Origin of the sequence: Pseudomonas quasicaspiana, assembly GCF_021147825.1 — a bacterium.
GTDB lineage: Bacteria > Pseudomonadota > Gammaproteobacteria > Pseudomonadales > Pseudomonadaceae > Aquipseudomonas > Aquipseudomonas quasicaspiana.
Map to the genome: position 1 here is coordinate 96233 of NZ_JAGTPI010000005.1, position 24965 is coordinate 121197.

Below are 24965 nucleotides of genomic sequence, written 5' to 3' on the forward strand. Positions count from 1 at the left end.
ATTATCGCCAGCCTTTGTTGATACCAGTTCGCAACTTGCGCTGAAGCGGCCAATGCCATGATTAAACAACGCACCCTGAAAAATATTATCCGTGCCACAGGTGTCGGTCTGCACTCCGGGGAGAAGGTTTACCTGACCCTCAAGCCTGCACCTGTGGATACCGGTATCGTGTTCGTACGTGCTGACCTCGACCCCGTCGTGCATATTGCTGCCCGCGCGGAAAATGTCGGTGACACCACTCTGTCGACCACGCTGGTCAGCGGTGATGTCAAAGTCGACACCGTAGAACATTTGCTCTCGGCCATGGCTGGCCTGGGCATCGATAACGCTTACGTTGAACTCTCTGCCTCCGAAGTTCCAATCATGGATGGCAGCGCGGGGCCCTTCGTATTCCTGATTCAGTCGGCTGGCCTGGAAGAACAGGACGCGCCGAAAAAATTCATCCGGATCCTGCGGGAAGTCACGCTGGAAGAGGGCGGTAAACGCGCTACTTTCGTGCCTTTCGAAGGGTTCAAAGTCAGTTTTGAGATCGATTTCGATCACCCGGTATTCCGCGATCGCACCCAAAGTGCAAGCGTGGACTTTTCCAGCACTTCCTTCGTGAAGGAAGTCAGCCGTGCCCGGACCTTCGGGTTCATGAGTGACATCGAGTACCTGCGCAAGCACAACCTCGCACTCGGCGGCAGTGTGGAAAATGCCATCGTGGTTGATAAGGATGGCGTACTGAACGAAGACGGCCTGCGTTACGAGGACGAATTCGTCAAACACAAGATTCTTGATGCAATTGGTGACCTCTACCTCCTGGGCAACAGCCTGATAGGTGAGTTCATTGGCTTCAAGTCGGGGCATGCACTGAACAACCGCCTTCTGCGTAAATTGATCGCAGAGACAGACGCTTGGGAAGTTGTGACCTTCGAAGATGCCAGTACTGCACCGATTTCTTACATGCGCCCTGTAGCGGCCGTGTAAGGTCAGCTCTACTCTCCTTCCTTTTTGATGTTTTTAAAGGCTGCCCTCGGGCGGCCTTTTTTTATTGTCAGTTTTTGTTCTCCAGGGTTCCCGTAAGCCAGGTACTTGAAGTCTGATCGTCAAACTTCGCAGCAGTATCTGCCTAGGTCCTCCTTTAATCGGCCAGTATTTCCTCGATGCGTCCAGCTCAAAGCTTCCCATGAGCTATTCTTTAGGAGTTGTCCTACGTGCAGCGAGGCTGTTTCTCACATTAATTCCTGAGGCCTTCGTCCAAAGTCGCTCGTTGGGTATTAGCAGTTGTGCTGCTTTTCGATACTCCTTTGAGTTGCTTATCCTGACGGAGACTAAATCATGGAATTTCCACCCCCTAAAGGGAGTTCATTACTTTCCACTCTTTCGCTATCTCTGAGCATTGGCTTGCTGTCGGGCTCGCTGCCGATTGGCGAGTCTGCGGCGAATGCCGCTTCGATGCTGGCGACCTGCGAGAGCTGCAATTTTCGAGACGGTTACGCCATTGTTAATCAGGATAAAGTGCGGTTGCATTACGTCGCGGGTGGCAAAGGACCTGCGCTTTTGCTGATTCCTGGCTGGCCCCAGACCGCACATACCTGGCACAAGATCATGCCGGAGCTGGCCCGGAAATTCACTGTCATAGCCGTTGATCCGCGAGGTTTGGGCGACTCGAACAGGCCCGTGGCCGGATACGATACGGATAATGTGGGGCGCGATTTGCACGAGCTGATGCAACAGCTCGGTCACTCGACTTATCAAGTCGTCGGGCATGATGTCGGGATGTGGATTGGTTACTCGATGGCGGCTAACTATCCCGATGCCATTACGCGCATTGTGCTTTCTGAAGCGGGCATACCCGGCTTTGATCCATTACGCTCCTGGCACTTCGCTTTCAATCAACTTGTGGATCTGCCAGAAGCGCTGATTGAGGGTAAGGAACGTATCTACCTAGAATGGCTGTTCAATAGCTTTGCTTACAGGCCGAGCGATCTGGCAACCGAAGAGTATGTCCGCGCTTATTCCAAACCCGGGGCGATGCGGGCTGGTTTCGCTTATTACAGGGCTATCCCGGAAACAATCGAACAGAATAAAAAGCATGCTGCTGTGCCGCTGACAATGCCCGTGCTGACGGTGGGTGGTGAGTTCGCACGAGGCGATGGACTCAAAGCGATGCTGGACCCGGTTGCGGTCAATGTGACTGCCCGTGTCATCAACGGCGCTGGGCACTATCCCCAGGAAGAAGCCCCTCAAGAGATGTTGAAAGTCCTGATGGAGTTTCTAGACGCAAAACAGTAGTCGCTCCTTATTACAGGAGCGTCGGCCTGCTGCGTCTATAGAACCTGCGTTTCCCCCGGGATATCCGTTCGCTGCCTGGGTCTGCAAACCATCCTGCTCGCCAGCAGGCCCAGTTCGAAAAGCATCCACATAGGTATTGCGAGCATGGTCTGCGAGAACACATCTGGCGGTGTGAGCAGCATACCCACGACGAAACACCCGACGATCACGTACGGACGACTCTTGCTCAACGTGTGAACGTCTATAAAGCCTGCCCATATGACCAGGAAGGTCGCCACGGGAATCTGGAAAGCCAGCCCGAATGCCAGAAACAGCGCAAGGATGAAATCCAGATATAGGCCGATGTCCGTCATCATTTCCACGCCATCGGGTGTCACGCTCGCGAAGAACCCGAACATCATTGGAAATACCAGATAGAACGCGAAGGCCATTCCTCCGTAAAACAGCGAAACACTGGCGACCATCAGGCATATTGCAGTGCGTCGTTCTTCGCGGTAAACCGCTGGAGCGATGACACCCCATACCTGATGAAGGATTATCGGCATGGCCAGGAACAAGGCAACCATCATGGTGAGCTTGAACGGCGCCATCAATGGAGAAGTCACGCTGGTGGCGATCATGCTCGCGCCTTCGGGCAGGAACGCCCTGAGTGGTGCGGATATGAACGTGTAAAGCTTTTGCGCGAACGGAAAAAGGCCGACGAACAGCAAAGCGATGACCAGGATGGATCGCAAAAGTAGCGTCCTGAACTTGCGCAAGTGCCCGGTAATGCTCAGTGCTTCGCCAAATTCGAAGGTGCTCATAGCGGCTGTTGTCCGGACGCGGTTGCGCTCGGGCCAGGCATGTCCATACGCACACCCTCGCGCAGTTCCTGTTCAAGCTGACGTAACGGCTGATGGTCAAGTTCCTTGCGCAATTGTTCGGCATCCAGCTCGCGCTCCATCTGCAGCTTGATACCATTTAGCCCGCGCTTGAACTGTCCCAGCCACCGCCCCGCAGTACTCGCTGCCTTGGGCAGGCGTTCCGGCCCAAGTACCAGCAAAGCAACCGTCCCCACCAGCAGCAGCTCGGTAAAACCAATCTCGAACATCAGTGTTTATGTTCCGTCTGGCTGGATGTCGGAGTGCTGTCGTTCAGGCAGCCTTTTTCTGTTTTGGATTCATCAGAACCCATGGATGTACGGAAGCCTTTAATTGCGTCGCCGACATCTGCGCCGAGTCCCTTCAAACGCTTGGTGCCAAACAACATCATCACGATAAGCAGCACAATCACCAGTTGCCAGATTCCGATTCCGCCCACGAAGTACGCTCCAGGTTATTGATTTTTAGATATAAACGAGCATTTTGGCGGCCGATTGTGACGAGCCGGTTAAGGTTTTGAGTTGTTTTCGAGTGCCTGCCACCTGCTTGCAACATTGTCGGTGTTGACTGTCGCCTGACGTTGAACATGCAGGCTGGAAAATGAACAGCAACAAACAGCAAGGCGCGGCATTACTGATGGCGTTGCTGGTATTGGCAATGCTTGCCGCCGGGTTGACATGGATGGTCGAGCAGGGCCGCCAGGAGGTCGACAGCGTGCGTTTATTGCAACAGCGCGTACAAGCCCGATCAGTTGAAAGCGCTGCGCTGGCTTTCACCGGGCAGGCGTTAAAAGACCCGGCCTGGCGTGCCAGCCCTTTGTTCTGGCAAGCCTTGCGTGGTCAGCCGCTGAGCTACGATTTCAAGGGCGGCAAGGCAAGTATTCGGATCGTGGATCTGCATCGCTGCTTCAACGTCAACAGCCTCATAGGGCCAGAAGCTGAGCGTGCACAAAGGCAATTGAACTACCTGTTGGGTGACGATATGGCTGCCGAGCTCCTTACCCAGAGACTTGCCGACTGGCTGGATGCTGACCATCAAAGTCGCTCACAAGGTGCCGAAGACGGTGAATACCTGCGCTTGTCACCGTCACGGCTGGCAGCGAATCAAATGATGGTTGATACCAGTGAATTGAACTTACTGTTGCCTGCTGACAAAGGCCGGGAGCAACGCTATCGCAACCTGTGTGCACTGCCGGACACGTCCGGCTGGCGTCTGAATGCCAATGCGTTGAGTCTCGATGAACTGCCGTTGCTGGAGGCTATGTACGAGGGGGAAATCAGCCGTGCGCAGCTGACTCGCCTGATCAGCGCCAGGCCTGCGGGCGGTTATAGCGATGCTATTGGGTTGCGCGAAGCTATGGGAGCAATGGATGACGAGGCATTCGCAAGACTGAGCGAAGGCTTGCAGCTCAACAGCGATCAGTTTCTGTTGCAACTGGAGGTGCGGCTGGACGACCAGGTATTTCGCAGTCAATACCGAATCGAGGCGTTGGGCGTGGTGAAGTGGCACAGTCGAGTGCCGGCCCAGGCGATTGTGATCCGCGAGCGGCAAGTGGGCAGGTAGCAGACCGAGCGGGCTGCGCGCCGGGACGATCCCGGCGTGCAGCCCGCAACTTCAGACTGCCAGCTCGCCGCCATCGGCGCGTTGAATAACCACTGTGGATGCTCGTGGACGGACGGTGCCAACCGTGACGTCAGTGGCGACATCCGTGGATGGCCAGTTAGCTGGGTGCTGGATGTTAACGAACATCGTCTTGTTGTCAGGCGTGAATGTGATGCCCGTCACTTCACTGCCATTGGGGCCGACGAAGAAACGACGCAGTTCTGTCTGATTCTGGGCGTTAACCGGAATCTGCTTACCTTGGGCGTCGACAAGATTTGTCGGAATAACCGCAAGCATCTGATCGTTGGTGTAGCTGGTGAGGGTGGATTCGCCGTTGTCCGTCTGGATCCACATTATTCCCCGGCTGTCGAACGTCATGCCATCTGGACTGGCGAACTGGTTCAGTTCGGTCAGGCCGGAGCGATTGATGTCCGCTGTTCCTGAGGCGTTGGCACCGAAGACAAAAATGTCCCAGGTGAACGACACCTGACTGTCTGCGTCATGCCAGCGAATGATATGACCGTGTCGGTTGTTGACTCGCGGGTTGGCCGCGTTTGCGGTGGTGCGGCTGGTGTTGTTGGTCAAGGTCAGATAAACATCGCCGTTCAGCGGGTTTACGGCTGTCCATTCCGGACGATCCATCGGGGTCGCGCCCACTGCATCTGCCGCGCCACGAGTGTTCAGGATAATGCCTGGCAAATCAGTGAATTTGGCGCCCAGGGTGCTGCCATCGGCGGTCGGGGTGATCACATCCAGTAATAACCAGTCGCCGCTGCCGTCTGCGTTGAAGCGCGAAACATAGAGTTTGCCGCTGTCCATGTACTTGGCGCCGGTGGCCAGACGATTGCTCGGCGTGGCATCTGCCGCTTCCCAAAGGGCCGTGGAGACAAATTTGTAGAGGTATTCGTTCTGGGAATCGTCGCCCATATAGAACACCACTGGCTTGCCGACGGTGGTCAGGCCTGGCCAGCAGCCTTCGTGCCGGAAGCGCCCTAGCGCGGTACGTTTGACAGGTAGAGTCGTGCCGTCATAGGGGTCGATTTCAACGATATAACCAAAGGTGCTGGCTTCATTGCGGTAGTCGTCGACATTTGTCGCACCACTTGGCGTGATGTTGAAACGCCCAAACTCATCGTTGACCTCCGTGGCGTCACCGGCAGCAGTCTCCCAACGATAGTTGCCAGCGCTGGTGGCGACGCCGATCCGGACCTGATCAGCCGGTCGAGTACCCGTATTGACGAAGATACCGGGCCAGTTTTCTTCGCAAGTCAGGTAAGTGCCCCAAGGGGTATACCCGTTGCCACAGTTATTGTTTGTGCCTCTTGTCTGGCTGCCGTCAGTGGAGAACCTGGTTTTGACGTGGTCGGTGCCTTTCATGGGGCCAGAGAGGTTCATGACCGAGGCGGTTGTGAAGCGACGGTTCAGCGGGTCGTTTTCCACAACTTGCCAGCGGTTGCCGGTTTTGCGAACACGTATTACGCCTGCGCCATGGGCGTTGATTTCCTTGCGTACCTCTTCCACCGGACGAACGCCGTTGACCAGCGTCGCGCCTGCAGGGTGCAGCGCATCCTGATCAATGTATTCGAAGTTGATGGCGATCAAGCCTTCAGTGGAACTGCCATTGATCGGGAAGAAATGCATGCCGTCATGGTGCATGCCGACGGAGTTGGCCTGATCAGTGGACGTGTTGGTACCGTCGCTTTTCCACGGGGCGGCAGTGCTGTTCAGCGGCGTTCCCCATGGCGCCAATACGTAGGCCGTGTAACCGGCAGCGATGGTGACTGCGTCAGTGCGCGAACCCGGGATCGAGGTAAAGCCCAAGGCCAGCTTTTTGACTGGATCTGGAGTAGGCGACGAGTTGTCGTCGTTGTCGTCGCTACTGTCAAAGCAACCCGTCAAGCCAGTCCCCGCAATCATTGCAATGGCAGCACCCAGACCTCCCCGCATGACACTTCGACGACTCAAGTAAGTGTCGAGCACAGACGACATTGGTTCATTGGTGCTCAGATTGCGGTTCTGGTTATCGCCGGTATCACGACTCATTCATCAGGTCCTTTTTATGAGAGATGGTTTTGAAAAGGAACCGGGACTGTAGAAGTCGAGTGTGATGATTCGGCGGCAGTTTTATTAAAAAATCATCTAAAAAACATTCAAGTTATTTCGAATTGTAACGGTCGAAGAATGATGCGCCCGTTCAAGAAATTGCCTTCAAACTGTCATTTTTGATCGCCAATATGCCGCCCCTGTGAAGAGTTACCCTCAGGGTGAGAGAACAATGGCATCAATGGCTCGGCGCGATGTATTGGGATGGATGACGGTGGGAGCACTTGCTCCGCTGCTGTCGGCATGCTCAAGCCTTCAGGGATCAGGCGCTGTCGCTGAAAGCAGTAGTGTGGATCTACTGTATGTGGCTGACACGCTTGATGCTCGCCAGCCCGGTCAACCGGTGGTTCCCGCTACTCGCTTGGGGCCCGCAACGCGTATTGGGCAGGCGCCATGGATCAGCGGAGCTAACGCCCGCGTTCAGGGGGATGGCCAACACGCCCTCAATGGCTTGCTTGATGCAGGCCTGGGTCAGCCGTTGGAAACTGGCGGTTATCCGGTATTGGCTGCGCTGTTGCAACGTTTGCGCAGTGAAGCGGGAGAAGGCAACAGCCTCACTCTGGAAAACGGCCAATGCTGGAATGGCAGCGGCCTTGCTTATCTCACCCAAGGTCTTTCGGGCGCTCAAGGCAGCGCATTGCTCGGTACAGAGGTCCGGGTCAGCAGCGATGAGCGTCTGCTCTGGCCACAACGCTGCAGCGGTCTCTACCACCAGTTTGGTCATCCAGTATTAGGGGCCGGTCTGGCCGCCGATATCAGTCAACGGCTCGGCACTGAAGCAGTTGTCTTTTTTCGGCGAGGGGGAATCCGCATCGCCGTGGTCGGTATCACCGATCCCTATGCACGGGACCAGAAAGCCTCACTCAAACAATGGCACGATAGCTTGCAGCCCGCGCTGGATCGCGCACGGGCCGATGCTGATCTGGTCATCGCTCTTGCGGACGTGGGTACAGGGCCAGGGTTCTGGCTGGCGGAGCGCCTGGCGCAGGTAGATTTGGTGTTGTGCGCTCGCGGTCAGGATTTCTGGCCAACTCCGGTGGACATCTTGCAGGCCTCAGGCAAGCGGGTGCCGGTAGTTTTTGCCGGGACCCGGGCCAGCGGCGCATTCCGTATTCGTTGCCAGCAAGTCGCCGGGCAATGGCAGTTTGCGGCCCGCTTTCATCCCGCGGTAGCCACCGGCTTGACTGCTGGCGACCAGGTTAATGTCCAGCGCATTCGACTGATTACGCACCAGCAGCGGGCCGCTCACGCCAATTGGCTGGACCAGCCGCTGGCAAGCGCTCCGGAAAATCTGTGGCGGCGTGATGTACGCGGCGGCAGTTGGGACCGGCTGCTGCATGACGCATTGGCAGAGCGCCCGGACAGTTCAGTATTGCTACCCGGTTTGCGCTACGACAGCCCCTTGGCTCAAGGGCAGATGATTACCCGCGAACATTTGATCAGCCTGACTGCCAGCTACCCCGCGCCGGTGGTGAGTGTCTCTGCCAAACAGGTCCCGCAGGTGTTGGAAAATGCCGCTGAGCAATTGTTCGGTGAGCCATTGTTGCTGGACAACAGCCAGGACTTGCCGCGTTGGCAAGGCCAGCCATGGCAGGTCACTTACAGCGCCAGCGGAAAACGGGTCACTGGCCTGGGTGAACCTGCAGGCCAGTGCCGCACGTTTGGACTGGGCTTTGATGCACGAGCGGGCCAGCCACTATGGCAGCACGTTGAAGCCTGGCTGCGCGACCGACCGACCGGTTGGCAAATCAGCCGCTTGCAGTTGCCGCAAATGCGCTACGTGCAAGGCCATCCCGGTTGGCACCCACGCGAGTCGGCCATTTGAGTCGCCTGAGCGTGACTAGCCAGATCGTGCTGGTGATTCTGCTTGGCTGGCTTGCGGCCCAGTGCGTGCTTCAAGTCTGGCATGGACTGGCGCAACCGGTGCCGTACAGCAGCGCCAGTGCTCCGGTTGCGCAACTGCTGAGCCAGCACTGGAAAGCCGGTCCCGTCCTGAGCAATGAGCTGCCGCTGACCACGCTCGACATCAAATATCTAGGCGGTTTCAAGGCCAGCCCGCTGAGCGCGACGGTTGTGGTGCTCAGTTTTGAGAAACGCCAACGCAGCCTCGCCCGTGGTCAGAAACTGGCCCCGGGGATCGTCCTGCATGACATCGACGAGTTGGGGCTTGTGCTTGATAACCGCGGCAAGCGCGAACGTTTGGTCTGGCCTCCTCAGCGTCCGTCTTTCGGCTTCAAGCCACAGGGATAAGCATGACTATTGATTGCCTCAAGCAACCGCTGCGTCTGGCTCTTTTGCTGTGCGCCCTGGCAATGACCGGGGCCCGCGCAGAAGAAGAACCATTGTACGAAGTCAACTTCGTTGATACCGAGCTCAGCGAGTTCATCGACAGCGTTTCACGGATCACCCACACCACGTTCATCATCGACCCGCGGGTGCAAGGCAAAGTAACAGTGCGTAGCAATGAGATGCTGGGCGGCGATGAGATCTACGATATTTTTCTCGCGCAGTTGCGTGCTCAGGGTTTTGCAGCTGTTGATTTGCCCAACGGTAGCGTCAAGATCGTCCCTGATCAGGCCGCACGTCTGGAACCGGTGCCGGTGGAGTCAAAGCCTGAAGCCGGACGGGGCAATGACGGCATGGCGACTCGGGTATTTAGCGTGCGCAATGCGGCCAGTGAACAGATGCTCAACATTCTCAGGCCATTGATCGATCCGCGCGTGGGAGTGATCACACCGTATCCGTCGGCCAATCTGCTGGTGATCACAGACTGGCGCAGCAACCTCAATCGTATCGACAGCCTGCTGGTACAGCTCGATCAAGTGAGCCAGGAGCCGCTGGAGGTTCTGCCGTTAAAGAACGCCAACGCCAATGACACGGCACAACTGGTCACCCGTTTACTGGCGCGCGAACAGGGAGCTGACAGTGCTCAGGTAGTGGCCGACCCCCGCAGCAACGCGTTGCTGGTGCGTGGCAGTGTCGACAGTCGCGAGCGCGTGCGAGCGCTGCTCAAACAGTTGGATAAACCTCAGGACCCGCTGCACAACTCCAACACCGTGGTGATGTATCTGCGCCATGCCAACGCCTCTGAAGTGGTCAAGGTGTTACGCGGCCTGAGCCAGGAGGCGGCCGCCCCGACAGCGGGAGGGCAGGAGAGCGAAAAAGCCGCGCCGGTCAGTACCTCCGGGATTCGCATTGAATATGAGGAAGGCACCAACGCGGTGGTGATGGTCGGCCCCGACAGCGATTTGACTGCTTATCGCAGCATCGTCGAGCAACTGGACATTCGTCGTGCTCAAGTGGTGGTTGAAGCAATCATCGCGGAGGTCTCCGACACACGTGCTCAGGAGCTGGGTGTGCAATGGCTGTTTCAAGGCGACAACTTCGGTGGCGGTGCCGTTAATTTCAGCGGCGGTAATGCCGCGAGCGTCACCGCTGTCGGGGCGCTCGCGCAGGCCAATGACACGACGGGGCTAGGGCAGTTACTGTCCGGGGTGCAAGGCGTCACGGCTGGAGTTGGCAACTTGAGTGGCGGCGGGCTTAACTTCCTCGCGCTGCTTAACGCGTTGAAAAGCCAGAGTGGTTTTAACCTGTTATCGACTCCGACCCTGTTGACCCTCGACAACGCTGAGGCGTCGATACTGGTTGGTCAGGAAGTGCCCTTCGTGACCGGTTCGGTGACCCAGAACAACGCCAACCCGTACCAGACCATCGAGCGCAAGGAAGTGGGTGTGAAGCTGCGCATCAAACCGCAGATCAACATCGACAACACTGTGCGCCTGGACATTGTGCAAGAGGTCTCGTCCATCGCCGAAAGCACTTCCGCCAGCGATGTCATCACCAACAAGCGTGAGATCAAAACCAAGGTCATGGTCGAAGACAACGGCCTGGTGGTGCTCGGCGGTCTGATTGGGGATGAGTCGACCACCAGTGATCAGCGCGTGCCCTTGCTGGGTGATATTCCGGTGGTGGGCCGTTTGTTTCGCTCCGACTCCACAAGGCGGGTCAAACAGAACCTGATGGTGTTTATCCGTCCGCGCATCGTGCGCGACGGTCAGACCCTGGCGCAACTCAGCAGCGAGAAATATAGCAACCTCAAAGCCAGCACCTCGTTGGCTTTGCCCGCCCTGGCTGATGGCGACAACTTGCTGCAGCTGTTCCCGGCCAGCCGCGACCGTCTGGAACAAGGCTCATGGTGACTGCGTTGCTGCCGTATCGCGTTGCGCGGCAGACCGGTGTCGCGAAAGTCCCTGCGCCGCACGGCTGGGGATTGCTGCTGCGGGCCGGCGGCGACACCGATATTTTGCAGGAGGTTATTCGCGTCCACGGGGTGCCGAACCTCGTCGAACATTTGTCGGCGCCGGACTACGAGGCCCGGCTCGGCGCCCTGTATCAGTCTGGAGAATCGGCCACCGCCGCGTTGATTGAGGGCATCGGCGAACAGGTCGATCTGGATAGCCTGATGAGTGAGCTCCCGAAGATCGAGGACTTGCTGGAGAACGACAACGACGCCCCCGTGATTCGCTTGATCAACGGCCTGTTTGGTGAAGCCTTGCGATTGCGTGCCTCGGATATCCACGTAGAGACATTCGAGGCCACGCTGGTCATTCGTCTGCGGGTGGATGGTCATTTGCGTGAAGTATTGCGACCGCCCCGTGCTCTGTCGACGATGCTGGTCTCGCGCATAAAAGTCATGGCCCGTCTGGATATCGCTGAAAAGCGTCAACCTCAGGATGGGCGAATTACGCTGCGCTCCGGCGGGCGGGAAGTGGACATACGGGTCTCGACGTTGCCGGGGATTCACGGCGAACGTGTGGTGATGCGCGTGCTCGACAAACAGGCTAGCCTGCTCGATCTGACCAACCTCGGCATGCCGCCTGAAGTGGAGAGTGGTCTGCGCGCCTGCCTGCTGCGACCCAACGGTATCGTACTCAGCACCGGGCCGACCGGCTCGGGCAAAACCACCACCCTGTACGCCAGTCTCAACAGCCTGAACGATGGCTCCTGCAACATCCTGACCGTGGAAGATCCGGTGGAATACGCCATCACCGGCATTGGTCAAACCGCGATTAATCCGCGTGCAGGGATGACGTTTGCCAATGGATTGCGGGCCATTCTGCGTCAGGATCCAGACGTCATCATGCTCGGTGAAATCCGGGATCGGGAGACGGCGCAAATTGCAGTGCAGGCCAGCCTGACCGGCCACCTGGTACTTTCCACGCTGCACACCAACAGTGCCGTCGGCGCCGTGACCCGTCTGCGCGATATGGGCATTGAGCCTTTTCTGATCGCCTCGACCCTCAAGGGAGTGCTGGCGCAACGGTTGGTACGCCGCTTGTGTCATTGCGCTACCGCACATCCGCTGCAGCAAGCTGAGCGCAGTTTGTGGCCAGAATTGTCTGGTTTGACCGAAAGCTTTCATCCACAAGGCTGTGAAGACTGTCAGGGCAGCGGCTATGACGGGCGGATGGGGCTGTACGAATTCATTGAGCTGGATGCGGGACTGATCGCCCTGCTTTACGACGGTGCCAGCGAAGTGGCCATGCATGATTATCTGGCTGACAAGCGACAGAGTCTGGCTGCCATGGCCAGTGAATGCCTGCGACGCGGCGAGACCAGCCTCGCCGAAGTGCTGCGCGCGGTTCGGGGCTAATCCATGCCGACTTATCGCTATCAGGCCCTTGATCCCGCCGGACGTTCGCGCAAGGCCAGCATTCAGGCGGAGAACGAACGCCATGCCCGGCAATTGTTGCGTGAGCAGGGGCTGTTTGCGCGCGAGTTGCAGATTCAGGATTCGACGTCTCGCAGCCCTCGCGGGCAGCGCCTCAATTACAGCCAGTTGTGCGAACTGACGCGGCAACTGGCGACGCTGTTAAGTGCCGGCATTCCGTTGGTCGATGCCCTGGCGACGCTTGAGCGCCAGCTTGCCGAGCCTGCGATTCGCAACTTGCTCGTGGCGGTGCGCGGCGCTCTCGGCGAAGGGCACAGCCTGGCGCAAAGCCTGCGTCGCCAAGGCGGTTTGTTCAACGGTCTGTATTGCGCGTTGGTGGAAGCGGGGGAGCGTTCCGGAAAGTTGGCGCCGGTACTTGATCGCCTTGCCGAGCATCTCGAACAGGTACAGCGGCAACGACACAAGGCACGGACCGCGATGATCTACCCGGCGGTGTTGATGCTGGTTTCGCTGCTGGTCGTGGTTGGCCTGATGACATTCGTCGTGCCCAAACTCACCGAGCAGTTCAGTCATACCGGACAAGCTCTGCCACTGGTCACCCAACTGCTGATCGGCATCAGCCGCGGGCTGGTCAACGTCGGGCCCTGGCTACTGGTGCTGACTGTACTTGCCGCGCTGTCTGCCGGATATCTGCTGCGCAAGCCGCACTGGCGTTTGCGTCTTGATCGGAGCTTGCTGCGGCTGCCAAAAGTCGGGGCCTTGCTGACGGTGCTGGAGAGTGCGCGGCTCGCGCGTAGCCTGGCGATTCTGGTGGGGAGTGGAGTGCCGTTGCTTGAGGCATTGCAGGTTGCGACAGCGACGGTCAGCAATCGTGAAATACATCGCACGCTGACCATCGTTCGTGAACAAGTGGAAGGTGGTGTCAGCCTGCATCGCGCCCTGAATGCCGCCGGGCATTTCCCGCCACTGCTACTCAACATGGTTGCCAGTGGCGAGGCCAGCGGGACTTTGCCGGACATGCTCGAACGGGTCGCGGACAACCAGGAACGCGGTTTCACCCGGCACGTGGACATGCTAATGGCCTTGTTCGAACCACTGATGATTCTGGTGATGGGCGGTGTGGTGCTGTTCATCGTCCTGGCCGTGCTGTTACCGATCATGCAGCTCAATCAAGGGCTCGCTTTTTAATCCATGGAGAGTTTTCTGATGCCCCCTCTGAATCAAAAGCGCCAGCGCGGCTTCACATTGATGGAAATCATGGTGGTGATCTTCATCATTGGTTTGCTGATTGCAGTCGTTGCGCCCAGCGTGCTCGGCAATCAGGACAAGGCCATGCGCCAGAAGGTCCTGGCTGATCTGTCCACGCTGGAACAGGCCCTGGATATGTATCGTCTGGATAACTTGCGTTACCCCAGTACCGAGCAGGGACTGACCGCCCTGGTCAGCGCGCCCAAGGTCGAACCACTGCCACGCTCGTGGCGCGCCGATGGTTACATCCGGCGTCTGCCAGATGATCCTTGGGGCAACCCCTACCACTACCGTGCTCCAGGCGAGCATGGACGTATTGATATCTATTCGCTGGGGGCTGACGGCGCGTCGCATGGCGAGGGGACCGACGCTGATATCGGTAACTGGAACCTCTGATCGTGAAGTTCTCGCAAGGCTTCTCGCTGCTGGAGATGCTGGTGGTGTTGCTGATAATCGGCTTGTTCAGTGCGATGAGTGTTGCATGGCTGGACTCAGGTCAGGCACCGATGCAGCAAGCCTTGCAGCAATTGTCGGTCGAGGCGCGAATCCGCGCCGCGCAGGCCCGGCACAGCGGTCAGGTGTTGGGATTGCGCTGGAATGGTCGTCAGCCCGAATTTGTTAAGTTGCAGCAGGACCGGGACCAGACGCGCTGGGTGGTTGATCCGACTCGACTCAAGCCTTGGCCAGCGCAATTGGCGGCAGACTGGCCAGTGTCCACTGAGCCACAGGTGGTGTTCACGCCTGCCGGGGTGGCAAGGCCTGTGACGCTGAACTGGCAATGGCCCGAAGGACAGCAGCGCTGGGAATGGCGCACTGACAACAGCCTTGTTCAGGTGAGCCTGCCATGAAACGCGAGGGCGGCTTTACATTGCTGGAAGTGATGGTCGCTCTGGGTATTGCGGCCGTGATGGCGGTGATGGTCAGTCAAATGTTGCGCCAGCGCATCGCTGTTCATCAGTCGGTTCAACAGCATCGATTGGGCAGTCTATGTGCGCGTGAACTGGAAGCGCGATTTGGGGTCGAGCGGTATTGGCCGCAGATTAATCAGGTGCGTGGTGAATTGCGTCAGGGTGAGATGACCTGCTACTGGCGTCTGGATCTGGGCATGACGCGCGTGCAGAACTTGAGGCGGGGCGAACTGGTACTGTTTGCCGCTCGCGATGAGCGCGAGCCGCTCGGACATTTCACTCTGTTTCTGGTGCGGCCATGAGGCGACCGGAACATGGCCTGACCCTGGTCGAATTACTGGTGGCAATGGCGTTGACAGCCGTGCTTGGCGTGATGCTTGCCGCGTTGGTCAATGGTTGGTTGAGCGTTCGTGAGCGTCTTGCCGAACCAGGAAACGAGCCACTGGTGCTGGAGTTCTGTCTGGCGCTGGAGCGAAGGCTGGACGGCATGGTCCTGCGCCAATTGTACGAACAGCGCCTGCCACTGCCAGTGAACTGGCTGGACTGGAAGCCTGCAGCCCGGCAGCTCGACTGGGTGGCACTGACCGCCTGGCCCGACACTGACGGACAGTCGCGGTTGCAACGACAGCGGCTTGAGTTCAGCCCGGGTAAGCGCAGTCTGGAGGTCTCCACCTCGGGCGATCTTTATGCTGCCAGTGTCGCCCGATGGCAGCGCCGGGAGCGGCTGGATGACGTCGATAAGGTCCAGTTCAGTTTTTTTCAGGGAACCCGCTGGCTGGCGTTTCCTTCATCGGTCGCCCAGCAGCCCAATCGGGGTGTGCGACTCGAATTCGAGCGTCATGGAGCGCCTTATGTCTGCACCTTCAATTTGCCGGATAGCTCATTGTGATCCGGTCTGCTGCCATGTTTGACCGTTGGCTTGCTGACCGATCCGCTGCGCGACAGTGGTTGCTGGTGCGTCCGGGCCTTGATGATTCGGCACCCTGGCAATGGCGACGTTTGCCCGGAACTGAGTCAGGTAACTGGCCTGCGCCTGCACACTCAGCGCAAGAGTCCGTCGCGCTGATAATGCCCGCTGCGCATTGCAGCCATTTCCAGGTGTCTGCGCCGCCAGGACTCAAACCCTACGAATGGCCGCAGCTATTAGAGGAATCCTTGCAACAGCCTGCCGATCAGTTGCAGGTTAGCTGCCTTTCCCGGATGGCCGGGCATCTTGAATTAATCGTAGTGGAACGAGTGCTCGTCGAGCGCTGGTTGGCAGAGTGCGACGCATTGGGTCTTTCGCCCAGCCATCTATGGGCGGAAATGCAGCTATTGCCAGCGCCGGAGCCTGATCAGTTGTGGCGTTGGACACGCGCAGATGACAGTTGCCTCAAGCGTACCGATGCCAATGGTGTGCAGCGCTGGCTGCGCTGGCCTGATGTGCTGGGCGAGCTGCCCGAAGGATGGAAGCCTGTTGACCATGAAATATCCGGATCATGGCCGTCGCAGTGGGCATCACTGGATCGTCTGCCCAACCTGCTGAGCGGTGTTGGCCGTCGCAAGATGAACGCGACGCGGCGAACGCTGCCTTTCAGTCAAACCCAGCGTCGTTTGGTGGCGGCCTGCTTGTTGTTGTCGCTGTGTTGGGGGGCTTTGGCGCTAGGGCAGTTCTGGCAGCAGGTGCCTGCCTGGAAAGCGCAGGTCGAGGCAGTCACAGGTCCGGTGGCGAGCGCCCGCCAGGCGGAGCGATTGCTGTCGCGGATGCACGCCGATCAGTTGGACTGGCGAACCCGCCAACAGCAGATGGTGGAGTTGGAAAAAGCAGTAGGGCGCTGGCTCGACACTCAGCAGGGTTGGGGCGTATCCGGTAGCTACTTCGACGGGCAAAACTGGCGGGTGGTGCTCCACGGCAGTAAACCGGAGTCGGCGGCGGATCACTGGCAAGCGATCGCCCGGAATGCGGGCGCGAAGGTGAGAGTCGAGCCGGATGCAAAGACCTCGTTGTTGACCCTTCACTTCAATCTGGACGGACAGCCATGAAGGCTTTTATTGATCGGGCTTTCATGGCCTTCAGCGCCTTACCCGCCACGCGCCGTTATACCTTGCTGGCAGGGTGGGTAGTGGTGCTGACTTTACTGCTGGTGCTGATCGGTCGCCCGTTGCTGGCGTTGAGCAAGGAATTGCGGCAGTGGCCAATGCTCGCGCAGCAGGCCCGGGCGCTAACGCCCGGCATCACCTTCACCAGCGAGTACTGGCAAGCCTTGGCCAGTGCACGTGGACTGGTGTTGACGCGGGTCGAGCCGCGGGGAGAGGTCTGGCAATTGCAGGGTGAGCTGACGCGTGCCGAAGGCCTGGCGCAACTGTTGAGCAGCATCCAGGCACAGGGCGGCCGTCCTCTGCGCTGGAGCCTTGAACAGGGACATCAAAGCCTGGTGTTCAGTCTGGACGTCGGCCGGACAGGCGGTCAGCCATGAGTCGCAGATCATGGGTACTGGGAGCAGTGGTTTTTATCTCGACGCTGATGCTGAACACACCGGCTGCATTTTTGGCCAGATTTGTACCGTGGAGCCCAGCCTGGCAGCCAGTAGCTGTTACCGGCACCCTGTGGAACGGTCGCATGGACAGGCTCGGTGCGCTGGGACCGTTGGTCTGGCGTGTTCAACCCTGGTTCGGACAGGCCACTTTGAGTGCTGGTTTCCAGCAACGCATATGGGAGTTGAAGGTCAGCGGCTGGCCTTGGGCCTGGCAGGCGCAGTTTGAGCCCGTCGCCAGTCAACTGACTCCGGCAACCGGTTATCTGCTTGATGGTCAATGGCAAGGCCGGTTACAACTGAACGGTCGAGGTGCCAGGTGTCTGTCCAGTACGGGCGACCTTCAGGGGGAGGATGTGGCCCTGCTTTCACCATGGACAGTGGTCCTCGGTAACGCGCAGCTAAAGTTTGAATGCCGGGACGGCCTGCGGTTTTTGGTCGACGTGCAGCAAAAGGGCGAGCACCGCTTCGAGGCCCGGCTGGAGCCTGACAAGCGTCAGCTAAAGATCAGTGGCTGGGTCGAACCGGACGCAGTGGTCACGCCCCTTTTAGTGCAGGCGGGGATGCTCCAGGCAGGTGCTTCGCAATTTGAAACGGTGCTGGGCAAGCGTTGAGGACGCTGAGCTCAGGCCTTCGCAATAACGGCCTCGTAACCTCGGTGAGTTCTCATCAAACATGAAATAACTATTCGGCCTGGAATGCTTTTCAACTGTGCAGACTGTGTGAAAACTACTGCAGGCTGGGCACCTTCGGTGCTACGCGCACAATACTGCGTTAAAAACAGGCGAAAAATGCTCATTTAGAACACTAGAGTCGGACGCGACCCCGGCCGTTTTTCGCCTGTTTTGATTCGCTTTGCTCACCCTCCGGGCCAGCCTGCGGCTGTTACTCGCTCCGCTCGTTGCGCCTTGTCTTGCCGTCGCTCGCTACGTTTTCACACAGTCTGTGTAGGAGCGCGCTTGCCCGCGATTACATCGGTTCAGGCAGCACATTTTTCGCTGACGCACCGCATCGTCTGGATGCGGCCCAGACCATGCGCGCTCCTACAGGGGCCCGCTTGCTGGGCGACAGCGCTGTGTCAGGGGCACCGGGTGAGTTCCTGCAGGATCAGGTCAGGCGTGGAAGAATAAAGCGATTCGCAATCAAGCCTTCGGTTTGGCATGCGCCGCCAAACGCTCCAGCGCGGCGCGCAGTTTCGGATCGGTAATCCCGTCAGCTGTCGCCTGAATGCTCTCGGCGGCTACCGTCGACAAGTCCATCGTATGCCCCTTCGCCCCTTGAGCCGGCGTAGGGGGTTGAACCTTGAAGACAATCCGCGTCAGGCTGGCAAACTCGTCGAAGGCGGTCAGCTGTCGCTGCAGGCGCTTTTGTTGATAGCGCAGACGCGTCGCCCAATGACCGTCGGTCACTATCAGCAGCAAACTGCCTTCGCGCCACGAAGCAACATGACAATGTTCGCGCGCAGCGGGCTGCAACTGGCTTTCAAGCAGCCGTTGCAGGTGCCCCAAACGCTGGGCGTGATGAAAAATACCCTTCAAAGGCTTCGCTTCACGCAGCAAGACTGCGGGTGCCCGAGCGGGGAGTGGACGAAACGCCATGAGCTACAACCCTGGATGACAAGTTTGTCATGTTATCAGAAAGCGCCCGCAACCCCTTGTCCCATGCGGGTTTGCCGGTTTTACCCGCAAAATCAATGGCTAACTTCTAGTCTGGACGGGTTGAACTCTCGGGAAATGACCCTATCTACAAACAGCCCCGTCACAGCGCTGTGCCAGCATCGTGGAATAACGCCACTTTCCTCACCATCGTTTCCGGGTAGAATACTCGTTCGCATGCGGCCATGAGGGCTGCACGGGCGACTCACGGGGCCGCCCTCCATTCCTATGTCTGGAAGATCCTGTCGATATGTTTGCGCCTTTGTTAAAAAAACTTTTTGGAAGCAAGAACGAGCGTGAAGTGAAGCGCATGCTCAAGACGGTACAGATCGTCAATGCCTTCGAAGAGCAAATGGTGGCCCTTTCGGACGAGCAACTCCGTGCCAAGACCGAAGAGTTCAAGGCCCGCTTAGCCAAAGGTGAGACCCTCGATCAGCTGCTTCCTGAAGCTTTCGCGGTTGCACGTGAAGCCGGTAAGCGCGTCATGGGTATGCGCCACTTTGACGTTCAGTTGATTGGCGGCATGACTCTGCACGAAGGCATGATTGCCGAAATGCGTACCGGTGAAGGTAAAACCCTGGTGGGTACACTGGCGGTTTACCTCAATGCATTGTCCGGTAAGGGCGTGCACGTGGTAACGGTCAACGACTACCTCGCTCGTCGTGACGCCAACTGGATGCGTCCACTGTACGAATTCCTCGGCCTGAGCGTTGGCATCGTCACGCCATTCCAGCCGCCAGAAGAAAAGCGTGCGGCTTACGCGTCTGACATCACCTACGGCACCAACAACGAGTTCGGTTTCGACTATCTGCGCGACAACATGGCGTTCAGCATGGACGACAAGTTCCAGCGCGAACTCAATTTTGCCGTGATCGACGAAGTGGACTCGATCCTCATCGACGAAGCGCGTACGCCGCTGATCATCTCCGGTCAGGCTGAAGACAGCTCCAAGCTGTACACCGAGATCAACCGCCTGATTCCGCGTCTCGTGCAACATATCGAAGAAGTGGAAGGCGAGGTGACCAAAGCCGGTCACTACACCGTTGACGAGAAGACCCGTCAGGTCGAGCTGAACGAAGCCGGTCACCAGTTCATCGAAGAGATGCTCACCGAAGTCGGCATGCTGGCTGAAGGCGAAAGCCTGTACTCGGCACACAACCTGGGTCTGCTGACTCACGTTTATGCTGGTCTTCGTGCGCACACGCTGTTCAATCGCAACGTCGAGTACATCGTTCAGGACGGCCAGGTTCTGTTGGTCGACGAGCACACCGGTCGTACCATGCCGGGTCGCCGTCTGTCCGAAGGCCTGCACCAGGCTATCGAAGCGAAGGAAAACCTGAATATTCAGGCCGAAAGCCAGACGCTGGCTTCGACCACGTTCCAGAACTACTTCCGTCTGTACAACAAACTGTCCGGCATGACCGGTACAGCCGACACCGAAGCGTTCGAATTCCACCAGATCTACACCTTGTCGGTCATGGTCATTCCGCCTAACAAGCCGTTGGCGCGTAAAGACTTCAACGACCTTGTGTACCTGACGGCGGAAGAGAAGTACGCCGCCATCGTGACTGACATCAAGGCCTGCCTGGCCGAGAATCGTCCGGTACTGGTTGGTACTGCGACCATCGAAACTTCCGAGCACATGTCCCGGTTGCTCAACCAGGAAGGTATCGAACACAAGGTTCTGAACGCCAAGTTCCACGAAAAAGAAGCCGAGATCATTGCTCAGGCCGGTCGTCCGGGCGCCCTGACCATCGCCACCAACATGGCCGGTCGTGGTACTGACATCCTGTTGGGCGGTAACTGGGAAGTTGAAGTTGCTGCGCTGGAAAACCCGAGCCCGGAGCAAATCGCTCAGATCAAGGCCGACTGGCAGAAACGCCATCAGCAAGTGATCGAAGCGGGCGGCCTGCACGTTATTGCTTCCGAGCGCCACGAATCGCGCCGTATCGATAACCAGCTGCGTGGTCGTGCCGGTCGTCAGGGTGATACCGGTTCAAGCCGTTTCTACCTGTCGCTGGAAGACAGCCTGATGCGCATCTTCGCTTCTGATCGAGTGAAGAACTTCATGAAAGCACTGGGCATGCAGTCCGGTGAAGCGATCGAACACCGCATGGTGACCAACGCGATCGAGAAGGCACAGCGTAAGGTTGAAGGCCGCAACTTCGATATCCGCAAGCAATTGCTCGAGTTCGACGACGTGTCCAACGAGCAGCGTAAAGTGATTTACCACATGCGTAACAGCCTGCTGGCCGCTACCAACATTGGTGACACTATCGCCGAGTTCCGCGAAGACGTACTCAACAGCCTGATCAGCCAGCACATTCCGCCGCAATCCATGCCGGAACAGTGGGACGTTGCCGGTCTGGAAGCTGCACTGGAAAGCGATTTCGGTGTGAAGCTGCCGATTCAGCAATGGCTGGACGAAGACGATCACCTGCACGAAGACACGTTGCGCGTGAAGCTCCTCGAAGAGCTGCTCGCCGCGTACAACGAGAAAGAAGAGCAGGCCAGCGCCGAAGCGTTGCGTTCGTTCGAGAAGCAGATTCTGTTGCGCGTTCTGGACGATCTCTGGAAGGACCACCTGTCCACCATGGATCACCTGCGTCACGGTATTCACCTGCGTGGCTACGCTCAGAAGAACCCGAAGCAGGAATACAAGCGCGAATCCTTTACGCTGTTCCAGGAACTGTTGGATTCGATCAAGCGCGATGCCATTCGTGTGCTGTCTCACGTTCAGGTTCGCCGCGAAGATCCGGAAGAAGAGGAAGCTCGTCTGCGTCGCGACGCCGAAGAGCTGGCGCAGCGCATGCAGTTCGAACACGCTGAAGCACCGGGCCTTGAGCAGCCAGAAGCACTGGTTGAAGAGGGCGTCGATGTCGCTACCCTTCCGGTCCGTAACGACCAGAAGCAAGGTCGCAACGAACTGTGCTGGTGTGGTTCCGGCAAAAAGTACAAACACTGCCATGGTCAAATCGGCTGATCCTGATTTTGAACCGGTAGTGGTTTTGAAGTAACAGCACTAACGCCGCGACCGGCTTACCCGTCGCGGCGTTTTTCAATCGATTGCCGTACCGAAGCGGGCGGCGCAGATATCTTTCAAGGAGCGCACCTCATGGCTGTTGGTCTTGGTCCTTTGCCGACATTGCACCCGGTTCCCGGTTTTGAACTGGGTATTTCTTCTGCCGGTATCAAACGTCCGGGTCGCAAGGACGTTGTGGTCATGCGCTGCGCCGAAGGCTCCAGTGTGGCGGGTGTTTTCACCCTTAACGCGTTCTGCGCCGCGCCGGTCATCCTCGCCAAACAACGCGTCAACGGCCCCGTGCGTTACCTGCTGACCAACACAGGTAACGCCAACGCGGGCACCGGCGAGCCGGGTCTGGCCAACGCTGCGCGCACCTGCGCCAGACTGGCTGAGCTGACGGGCCTGGATGCCAATGCCGTGCTGCCTTATTCCACTGGTGTGATCGGCGAGCCGTTGCCTGTGGAAAAGATCGAAGGCGCACTGCAAGCCGCCCTCGATGACCTGTCTGTGGATAACTGGGCGGCTGCAGCTACCGGCATCATGACCACCGATACGCTGCCGAAAGGCGCGAGCCGTCAGTTTCAGATTGATGGCGTGACCGTCACTGTGACCGGAATCAGTAAAGGTGCAGGCATGATTCGCCCGAACATGGCAACCATGCTGGGCTACATCGCCACTGACGCCAAGGTTTCGCAGAGCGTATTGCAGGATCTGATCCGTGATGGTGCCAACAAGTCGTTCAACCGCATCACCATCGATGGCGATACGTCGACCAACGACTGCTGCATGCTGATCGCAACGGGCCAGGCTAATTTGCCGGAAGTGACTGAAGCGAAGGGGCCGCTGTTTGACGCGCTGAAAACCGCAGTATTCGACGTGTGCATGGAAGTGGCGCAGGCTATCGTCCGTGACGGCGAAGGCGCTACCAAGTTCGTGACGGTTGAAGTCAACGGCGGTGGCAATCATCAGGAATGTCTGGACGTTGGTTACGCTGTGGCTCACTCGCCATTGATCAAGACCGCACTGTTCGCCTCCGATCCTAACTGGGGCCGTATCCTGGCTGCTGTAGGCCGTGCCGGTGTTTCGGATCTTGATGTGAGCAAGATTGACGTGTTCCTGGGCTCCGTCTGCATCGCCAGCAAGGGCTGCCGCGCGACCACCTACACTGAAGAGCAAGGCTCGGCAGTGATGGCCGAAGCGGAAATCACCATTCGCATCGAGTTGGGCCGTGGTGATTGCAGCGAGACCATCTGGACTACTGACCTGTCCCACGAGTACGTGAAGATCAACGCGGAATATCGCACCTGATCTGAAGATAATCGGACCTGTGGGAGCGAATTCATTCGCGAAGTCTCTTTTGCGCTTGAATTCGCTTCCACGGACCACAGTTCTCTGTAGGAGTGAGCTTGCTCGCGATGGCGTCGATTCAGGCGCCGATCAGTTTGCAGGCAGTGTGAAGTCCCACAGAAACATGATCAGCTCGCTCTATCTGGAGAATTCCTCATGACCCTGCACCTGATCATCGGCGACAAACGCTACTCCTCCTGGTCGCTACGACCGGCGCTGGCGCTGTACATGACCGGCGCGGCGCATACCGAACAACTGATCCGTCTGGATCAGAGCAACACCCGCCAGCAGATTCTCGAGCACTCGCCGTCCGGCAAAGTGCCCTTGTTGAAAACCCCGCATGGTTCAATTGCCGACTCGCTGGCGATCATCGAATACCTTGCGGAACAATTCCCTGATGCAGGTTTGTGGCCCAGCGACACGGCTGCTCGTGCACAGGCGCGTTCGGCCTGTGCGCAAATGCACAGCGGTTTCATGGGGCTGCGCTCCAACCTGCCAATGGACTTGCATCGGGACGCGGCACTGGAAGTCATCTCGGTTGAAGCTCAGAGCGACATCGAACGTATCGTCCAGCTGTGGGCTGAATGCCGTGCGGCTGCCACTGAAGACGGTCCGTTTCTGTTCGGCAAGGCCAGCGCAGCTGACGCGTTCTTTGCCCCTGTCGCGATTCGCTTGCGCACGTATCGAATCGAACTGCCTGCCGAAGCGTTGGCGTACATCGAAACCCTCTACCAATGGCCGCTGTTTCAGCGTTGGCAGAAGGGTGCTTTAGAGGAAGTCGAAGGGTGAAACGTATTCATGTAGCAGCAGCGGTTATCCGCGGCGTTGACGGCAAGATCCTTATTGCACGGCGTGCCGATACCCAGCACCAGGGTGGTTTGTGGGAGTTTCCCGGTGGCAAGGTCGAACCGGGAGAAGCTGTCGAGGCTGCGCTTGCCCGTGAGCTTCAGGAAGAGTTGAACATCGTCCTCACCCAAGCGCGGCCGCTGATCAAGATTCAGCATGATTATCCGGACAAGCAGGTGCTGCTGGACGTCTGGGAAGTGTCGGCATTTACCGGCGAACCGCATGGTGTCGAAGGGCAGCCACTGGCCTGGGTAACCCATCGCGAATTGGCTGATTATGAGTTCCCGGCGGCCAATCGGCCTATCGTCGCGGCGGCGCGCCTGCCCGGCGAATACCTGATTACTCCCGGTGAACTGGAAACCCCGCAATTGCTGCGCGGCATGCAGAAGGCTATCGCGGGCGGCGTCAAACTGGTTCAGCTGCGCGCACCCAATGGCTATGACCCGCAATACCGCGATCTGGCGGTGGACGCCGTGGGTTTGTGTGCCGGTAAGGCGCAGTTGATGCTCAAGGGACCTCTGGAGTGGCTGGGCGACTTTCCCGCTGCGGGTTGGCACCTGACGTCGGCACAACTGCGCAAACTCGCCCCGAATGGGCGTCCGTTTCCTAAGGATCGCTGGCTGGCAGCGTCCTGCCATAACGCTGAAGAGCTGGCCTTGGCCGAACTGATGGACGTCGACTTCGTCACTTTGTCACCCGTCCAGCCAACCCAGACTCACCCTGATGCTCAACCGTTGGGTTGGGAACAGGCTCAGGAGTTGATTGCCGGGTTTAGCAAACCGGTTTATCTGCTCGGCGGTGTCGGCCCTGCTGAACAGCAAAAAGCCTGGGAGAGCGGCGCGCAAGGTGTAGCGGGGATCAGAGCGTTCTGGCCTGAGGAATGACCCCCGACCTGTTGGAGCGAGGCTTG

24 protein-coding genes are annotated in these 24965 nt (G+C 58.2%); 19 read left to right on the forward strand and 5 right to left on the reverse strand.

Going from position 1 to position 24965, the window contains the following annotated elements; all coding sequences use genetic code 11:
• The first annotated feature begins 57 nt into the window (after window positions 1-57).
• Both lpxC and KDX30_RS05520 read left to right on the forward strand, forming a co-directional pair.
• On the forward strand, window positions 58-969 hold the full coding sequence (lpxC, locus tag KDX30_RS05515) for a UDP-3-O-acyl-N-acetylglucosamine deacetylase (protein WP_027900249.1): 912 nt from the start codon (window positions 58-60) through the stop codon (window positions 967-969).
• 351 nt (window positions 970-1320) lie between these two features.
• On the forward strand, window positions 1321-2277 hold the full coding sequence (locus KDX30_RS05520) for an alpha/beta fold hydrolase (protein ID WP_231675204.1): 957 nt from the start codon (window positions 1321-1323) through the stop codon (window positions 2275-2277).
• Between the two features lie 35 nt (window positions 2278-2312).
• Here KDX30_RS05520 and tatC read toward each other — a convergent pair whose 3' ends face one another.
• The 3 genes from tatC to tatA are packed head-to-tail and all read right to left on the reverse strand — an operon-like array spanning window position 2313 to window position 3576.
• Window positions 2313-3080 carry a twin-arginine translocase subunit TatC gene (gene tatC, locus KDX30_RS05525; RefSeq protein WP_231675205.1) on the reverse strand — a complete coding sequence of 256 codons (768 nt, stop codon included), beginning with the start codon at window positions 3078-3080 and terminating at the stop codon, window positions 2313-2315.
• Window positions 3077-3367, reverse strand: a complete 291-nt coding sequence (gene tatB / locus KDX30_RS05530; protein WP_122394966.1) for a Sec-independent protein translocase protein TatB — start codon at window positions 3365-3367, stop codon at window positions 3077-3079. Before tatB ends, tatC begins: the two co-directional genes overlap by 4 nt.
• Complete coding sequence (tatA, locus tag KDX30_RS05535; protein ID WP_049826930.1) at window positions 3367-3576, reverse strand: twin-arginine translocase TatA/TatE family subunit; 210 nt, start codon at window positions 3574-3576, stop codon at window positions 3367-3369. Before tatA ends, tatB begins: the two co-directional genes overlap by 1 nt.
• A gap of 161 nt (window positions 3577-3737) precedes the next feature.
• On the opposite strand from tatA, the gene gspK reads away from it, so the two are divergent.
• Window positions 3738-4700 (forward strand): type II secretion system minor pseudopilin GspK, encoded by a 963-nt coding sequence (gspK, locus tag KDX30_RS05540; RefSeq protein ID WP_231675206.1) that lies wholly within the window; start codon window positions 3738-3740, stop codon window positions 4698-4700.
• Between the two features lie 51 nt (window positions 4701-4751).
• On the opposite strand, the gene KDX30_RS05545 is transcribed toward gspK, so the two are convergent.
• The gene (locus tag KDX30_RS05545; RefSeq protein WP_231675207.1) at window positions 4752-6782 is read right to left on the reverse strand and encodes a PhoX family protein; all 2031 of its coding nucleotides are present in this window, start codon (window positions 6780-6782) and stop codon (window positions 4752-4754) included.
• 232 nt (window positions 6783-7014) lie between these two features.
• Here KDX30_RS05545 and KDX30_RS05550 point away from each other — a divergent pair, with 232 nt between their 5' ends.
• The 12 genes from KDX30_RS05550 to KDX30_RS05605 all read left to right on the forward strand — a co-directional run bounded on the left by KDX30_RS05550 (window position 7015) and on the right by KDX30_RS05605 (window position 17796).
• The gene (locus KDX30_RS05550) at window positions 7015-8667 is read left to right on the forward strand and encodes a bifunctional UDP-sugar hydrolase/5'-nucleotidase (protein WP_122394969.1); all 1653 of its coding nucleotides are present in this window, start codon (window positions 7015-7017) and stop codon (window positions 8665-8667) included.
• A 5-nt stretch (window positions 8668-8672) separates the two neighbouring features.
• Window positions 8673-9092 (forward strand): pilus assembly protein PilZ, encoded by a 420-nt coding sequence (locus KDX30_RS05555; RefSeq protein ID WP_122394983.1) that lies wholly within the window; start codon window positions 8673-8675, stop codon window positions 9090-9092.
• Window positions 9093-9154: 62 nt separating this feature from the next.
• Complete coding sequence (gspD, locus tag KDX30_RS05560; RefSeq protein WP_122394984.1) at window positions 9155-11041, forward strand: type II secretion system secretin GspD; 1887 nt, start codon at window positions 9155-9157, stop codon at window positions 11039-11041.
• Between the two features lie 5 nt (window positions 11042-11046).
• The gene (locus KDX30_RS05565) at window positions 11047-12495 is read left to right on the forward strand and encodes a GspE/PulE family protein (protein ID WP_122394985.1); all 1449 of its coding nucleotides are present in this window, start codon (window positions 11047-11049) and stop codon (window positions 12493-12495) included.
• Between the two features lie 3 nt (window positions 12496-12498).
• Window positions 12499-13701, forward strand: coding sequence for a type II secretion system inner membrane protein GspF (gene gspF, locus KDX30_RS05570; protein WP_231675208.1), 1203 nt, complete (start codon window positions 12499-12501; stop codon window positions 13699-13701).
• 18 nt (window positions 13702-13719) lie between these two features.
• Window positions 13720-14157 (forward strand): type II secretion system major pseudopilin GspG, encoded by a 438-nt coding sequence (gspG, locus tag KDX30_RS05575; RefSeq protein ID WP_122394971.1) that lies wholly within the window; start codon window positions 13720-13722, stop codon window positions 14155-14157.
• Window positions 14158-14159: 2 nt separating this feature from the next.
• Complete coding sequence (gene gspH, locus KDX30_RS05580; protein ID WP_099270926.1) at window positions 14160-14609, forward strand: type II secretion system minor pseudopilin GspH; 450 nt, start codon at window positions 14160-14162, stop codon at window positions 14607-14609.
• The gene (locus KDX30_RS05585) at window positions 14606-14971 is read left to right on the forward strand and encodes a type II secretion system protein (protein ID WP_122394972.1); all 366 of its coding nucleotides are present in this window, start codon (window positions 14606-14608) and stop codon (window positions 14969-14971) included. The genes gspH and KDX30_RS05585 overlap by 4 nt, the downstream gene beginning before the upstream one ends.
• Window positions 14968-15558: a PulJ/GspJ family protein gene (locus tag KDX30_RS05590; protein ID WP_122394973.1), complete on the forward strand. Its 591-nt coding sequence runs from the start codon at window positions 14968-14970 to the stop codon at window positions 15556-15558. The genes KDX30_RS05585 and KDX30_RS05590 overlap by 4 nt, the downstream gene beginning before the upstream one ends.
• Before the next feature lie 14 nt (window positions 15559-15572).
• A complete protein-coding gene (locus KDX30_RS05595; RefSeq protein ID WP_147471334.1) occupies window positions 15573-16691 on the forward strand; it encodes a type II secretion system protein GspL in 1119 nt (372 codons plus the stop codon).
• A complete protein-coding gene (gspM, locus tag KDX30_RS05600) occupies window positions 16688-17125 on the forward strand; it encodes a type II secretion system protein GspM (RefSeq protein ID WP_122394975.1) in 438 nt (145 codons plus the stop codon). The genes KDX30_RS05595 and gspM overlap by 4 nt, the downstream gene beginning before the upstream one ends.
• Window positions 17122-17796 carry a general secretion pathway protein GspN gene (locus KDX30_RS05605; RefSeq protein ID WP_099270922.1) on the forward strand — a complete coding sequence of 225 codons (675 nt, stop codon included), beginning with the start codon at window positions 17122-17124 and terminating at the stop codon, window positions 17794-17796. Before gspM ends, KDX30_RS05605 begins: the two co-directional genes overlap by 4 nt.
• Before the next feature lie 528 nt (window positions 17797-18324).
• On the opposite strand, the gene KDX30_RS05610 is transcribed toward KDX30_RS05605, so the two are convergent.
• Entirely contained in the window at window positions 18325-18780 is a 456-nt protein-coding gene (locus KDX30_RS05610; RefSeq protein WP_027900263.1) for a DUF721 domain-containing protein, read from the reverse strand.
• Between the two features lie 307 nt (window positions 18781-19087).
• Between KDX30_RS05610 and secA the strand changes: the two genes are divergently transcribed.
• The 4 genes from secA to KDX30_RS05630 all read left to right on the forward strand — a co-directional run bounded on the left by secA (window position 19088) and on the right by KDX30_RS05630 (window position 24939).
• Window positions 19088-21820: a preprotein translocase subunit SecA gene (secA, locus tag KDX30_RS05615; RefSeq protein WP_231675209.1), complete on the forward strand. Its 2733-nt coding sequence runs from the start codon at window positions 19088-19090 to the stop codon at window positions 21818-21820.
• A gap of 132 nt (window positions 21821-21952) precedes the next feature.
• Window positions 21953-23170, forward strand: coding sequence for a bifunctional glutamate N-acetyltransferase/amino-acid acetyltransferase ArgJ (gene argJ, locus KDX30_RS05620; protein ID WP_231675210.1), 1218 nt, complete (start codon window positions 21953-21955; stop codon window positions 23168-23170).
• 195 nt (window positions 23171-23365) lie between these two features.
• Complete coding sequence (locus tag KDX30_RS05625; RefSeq protein WP_231675211.1) at window positions 23366-23998, forward strand: glutathione S-transferase family protein; 633 nt, start codon at window positions 23366-23368, stop codon at window positions 23996-23998.
• Entirely contained in the window at window positions 23995-24939 is a 945-nt protein-coding gene (locus tag KDX30_RS05630) for a Nudix family hydrolase (RefSeq protein WP_231675212.1), read from the forward strand. Before KDX30_RS05625 ends, KDX30_RS05630 begins: the two co-directional genes overlap by 4 nt.
• The last annotated feature ends 26 nt before the right edge of the window (window positions 24940-24965 follow it).

Excerpts from the sequence above, each read along its gene's own strand:
- lpxC (WP_027900249.1), top strand. The coding sequence starts at position 58 with ATGATTAAACAACGCACCCTGAAAAATATTATCCGTGCCACAGGTGTC.
- KDX30_RS05520 (WP_231675204.1), top strand. The coding sequence starts at position 1,321 with ATGGAATTTCCACCCCCTAAAGGGAGTTCATTACTTTCCACTCTTTCG.
- tatC (WP_231675205.1), bottom strand. The coding sequence starts at position 3,080 with ATGAGCACCTTCGAATTTGGCGAAGCACTGAGCATTACCGGGCACTTG.
- tatB (WP_122394966.1), bottom strand. The coding sequence starts at position 3,367 with ATGTTCGAGATTGGTTTTACCGAGCTGCTGCTGGTGGGGACGGTTGCT.
- gspK (WP_231675206.1), top strand. The coding sequence starts at position 3,738 with ATGAACAGCAACAAACAGCAAGGCGCGGCATTACTGATGGCGTTGCTG.
- KDX30_RS05545 (WP_231675207.1), bottom strand. The coding sequence starts at position 6,782 with ATGAGTCGTGATACCGGCGATAACCAGAACCGCAATCTGAGCACCAAT.
- KDX30_RS05550 (WP_122394969.1), top strand. The coding sequence starts at position 7,015 with ATGGCATCAATGGCTCGGCGCGATGTATTGGGATGGATGACGGTGGGA.
- gspD (WP_122394984.1), top strand. The coding sequence starts at position 9,155 with ATGACCGGGGCCCGCGCAGAAGAAGAACCATTGTACGAAGTCAACTTC.
- gspF (WP_231675208.1), top strand. The coding sequence starts at position 12,499 with ATGCCGACTTATCGCTATCAGGCCCTTGATCCCGCCGGACGTTCGCGC.
- gspG (WP_122394971.1), top strand. The coding sequence starts at position 13,720 with ATGCCCCCTCTGAATCAAAAGCGCCAGCGCGGCTTCACATTGATGGAA.
- KDX30_RS05585 (WP_122394972.1), top strand. The coding sequence starts at position 14,606 with ATGAAACGCGAGGGCGGCTTTACATTGCTGGAAGTGATGGTCGCTCTG.
- KDX30_RS05590 (WP_122394973.1), top strand. The coding sequence starts at position 14,968 with ATGAGGCGACCGGAACATGGCCTGACCCTGGTCGAATTACTGGTGGCA.
- KDX30_RS05595 (WP_147471334.1), top strand. The coding sequence starts at position 15,573 with ATGTTTGACCGTTGGCTTGCTGACCGATCCGCTGCGCGACAGTGGTTG.
- gspM (WP_122394975.1), top strand. The coding sequence starts at position 16,688 with ATGAAGGCTTTTATTGATCGGGCTTTCATGGCCTTCAGCGCCTTACCC.
- KDX30_RS05605 (WP_099270922.1), top strand. The coding sequence starts at position 17,122 with ATGAGTCGCAGATCATGGGTACTGGGAGCAGTGGTTTTTATCTCGACG.
- KDX30_RS05610 (WP_027900263.1), bottom strand. The coding sequence starts at position 18,780 with ATGGCGTTTCGTCCACTCCCCGCTCGGGCACCCGCAGTCTTGCTGCGT.
- secA (WP_231675209.1), top strand. The coding sequence starts at position 19,088 with ATGTTTGCGCCTTTGTTAAAAAAACTTTTTGGAAGCAAGAACGAGCGT.
- argJ (WP_231675210.1), top strand. The coding sequence starts at position 21,953 with ATGGCTGTTGGTCTTGGTCCTTTGCCGACATTGCACCCGGTTCCCGGT.
- KDX30_RS05625 (WP_231675211.1), top strand. The coding sequence starts at position 23,366 with ATGACCCTGCACCTGATCATCGGCGACAAACGCTACTCCTCCTGGTCG.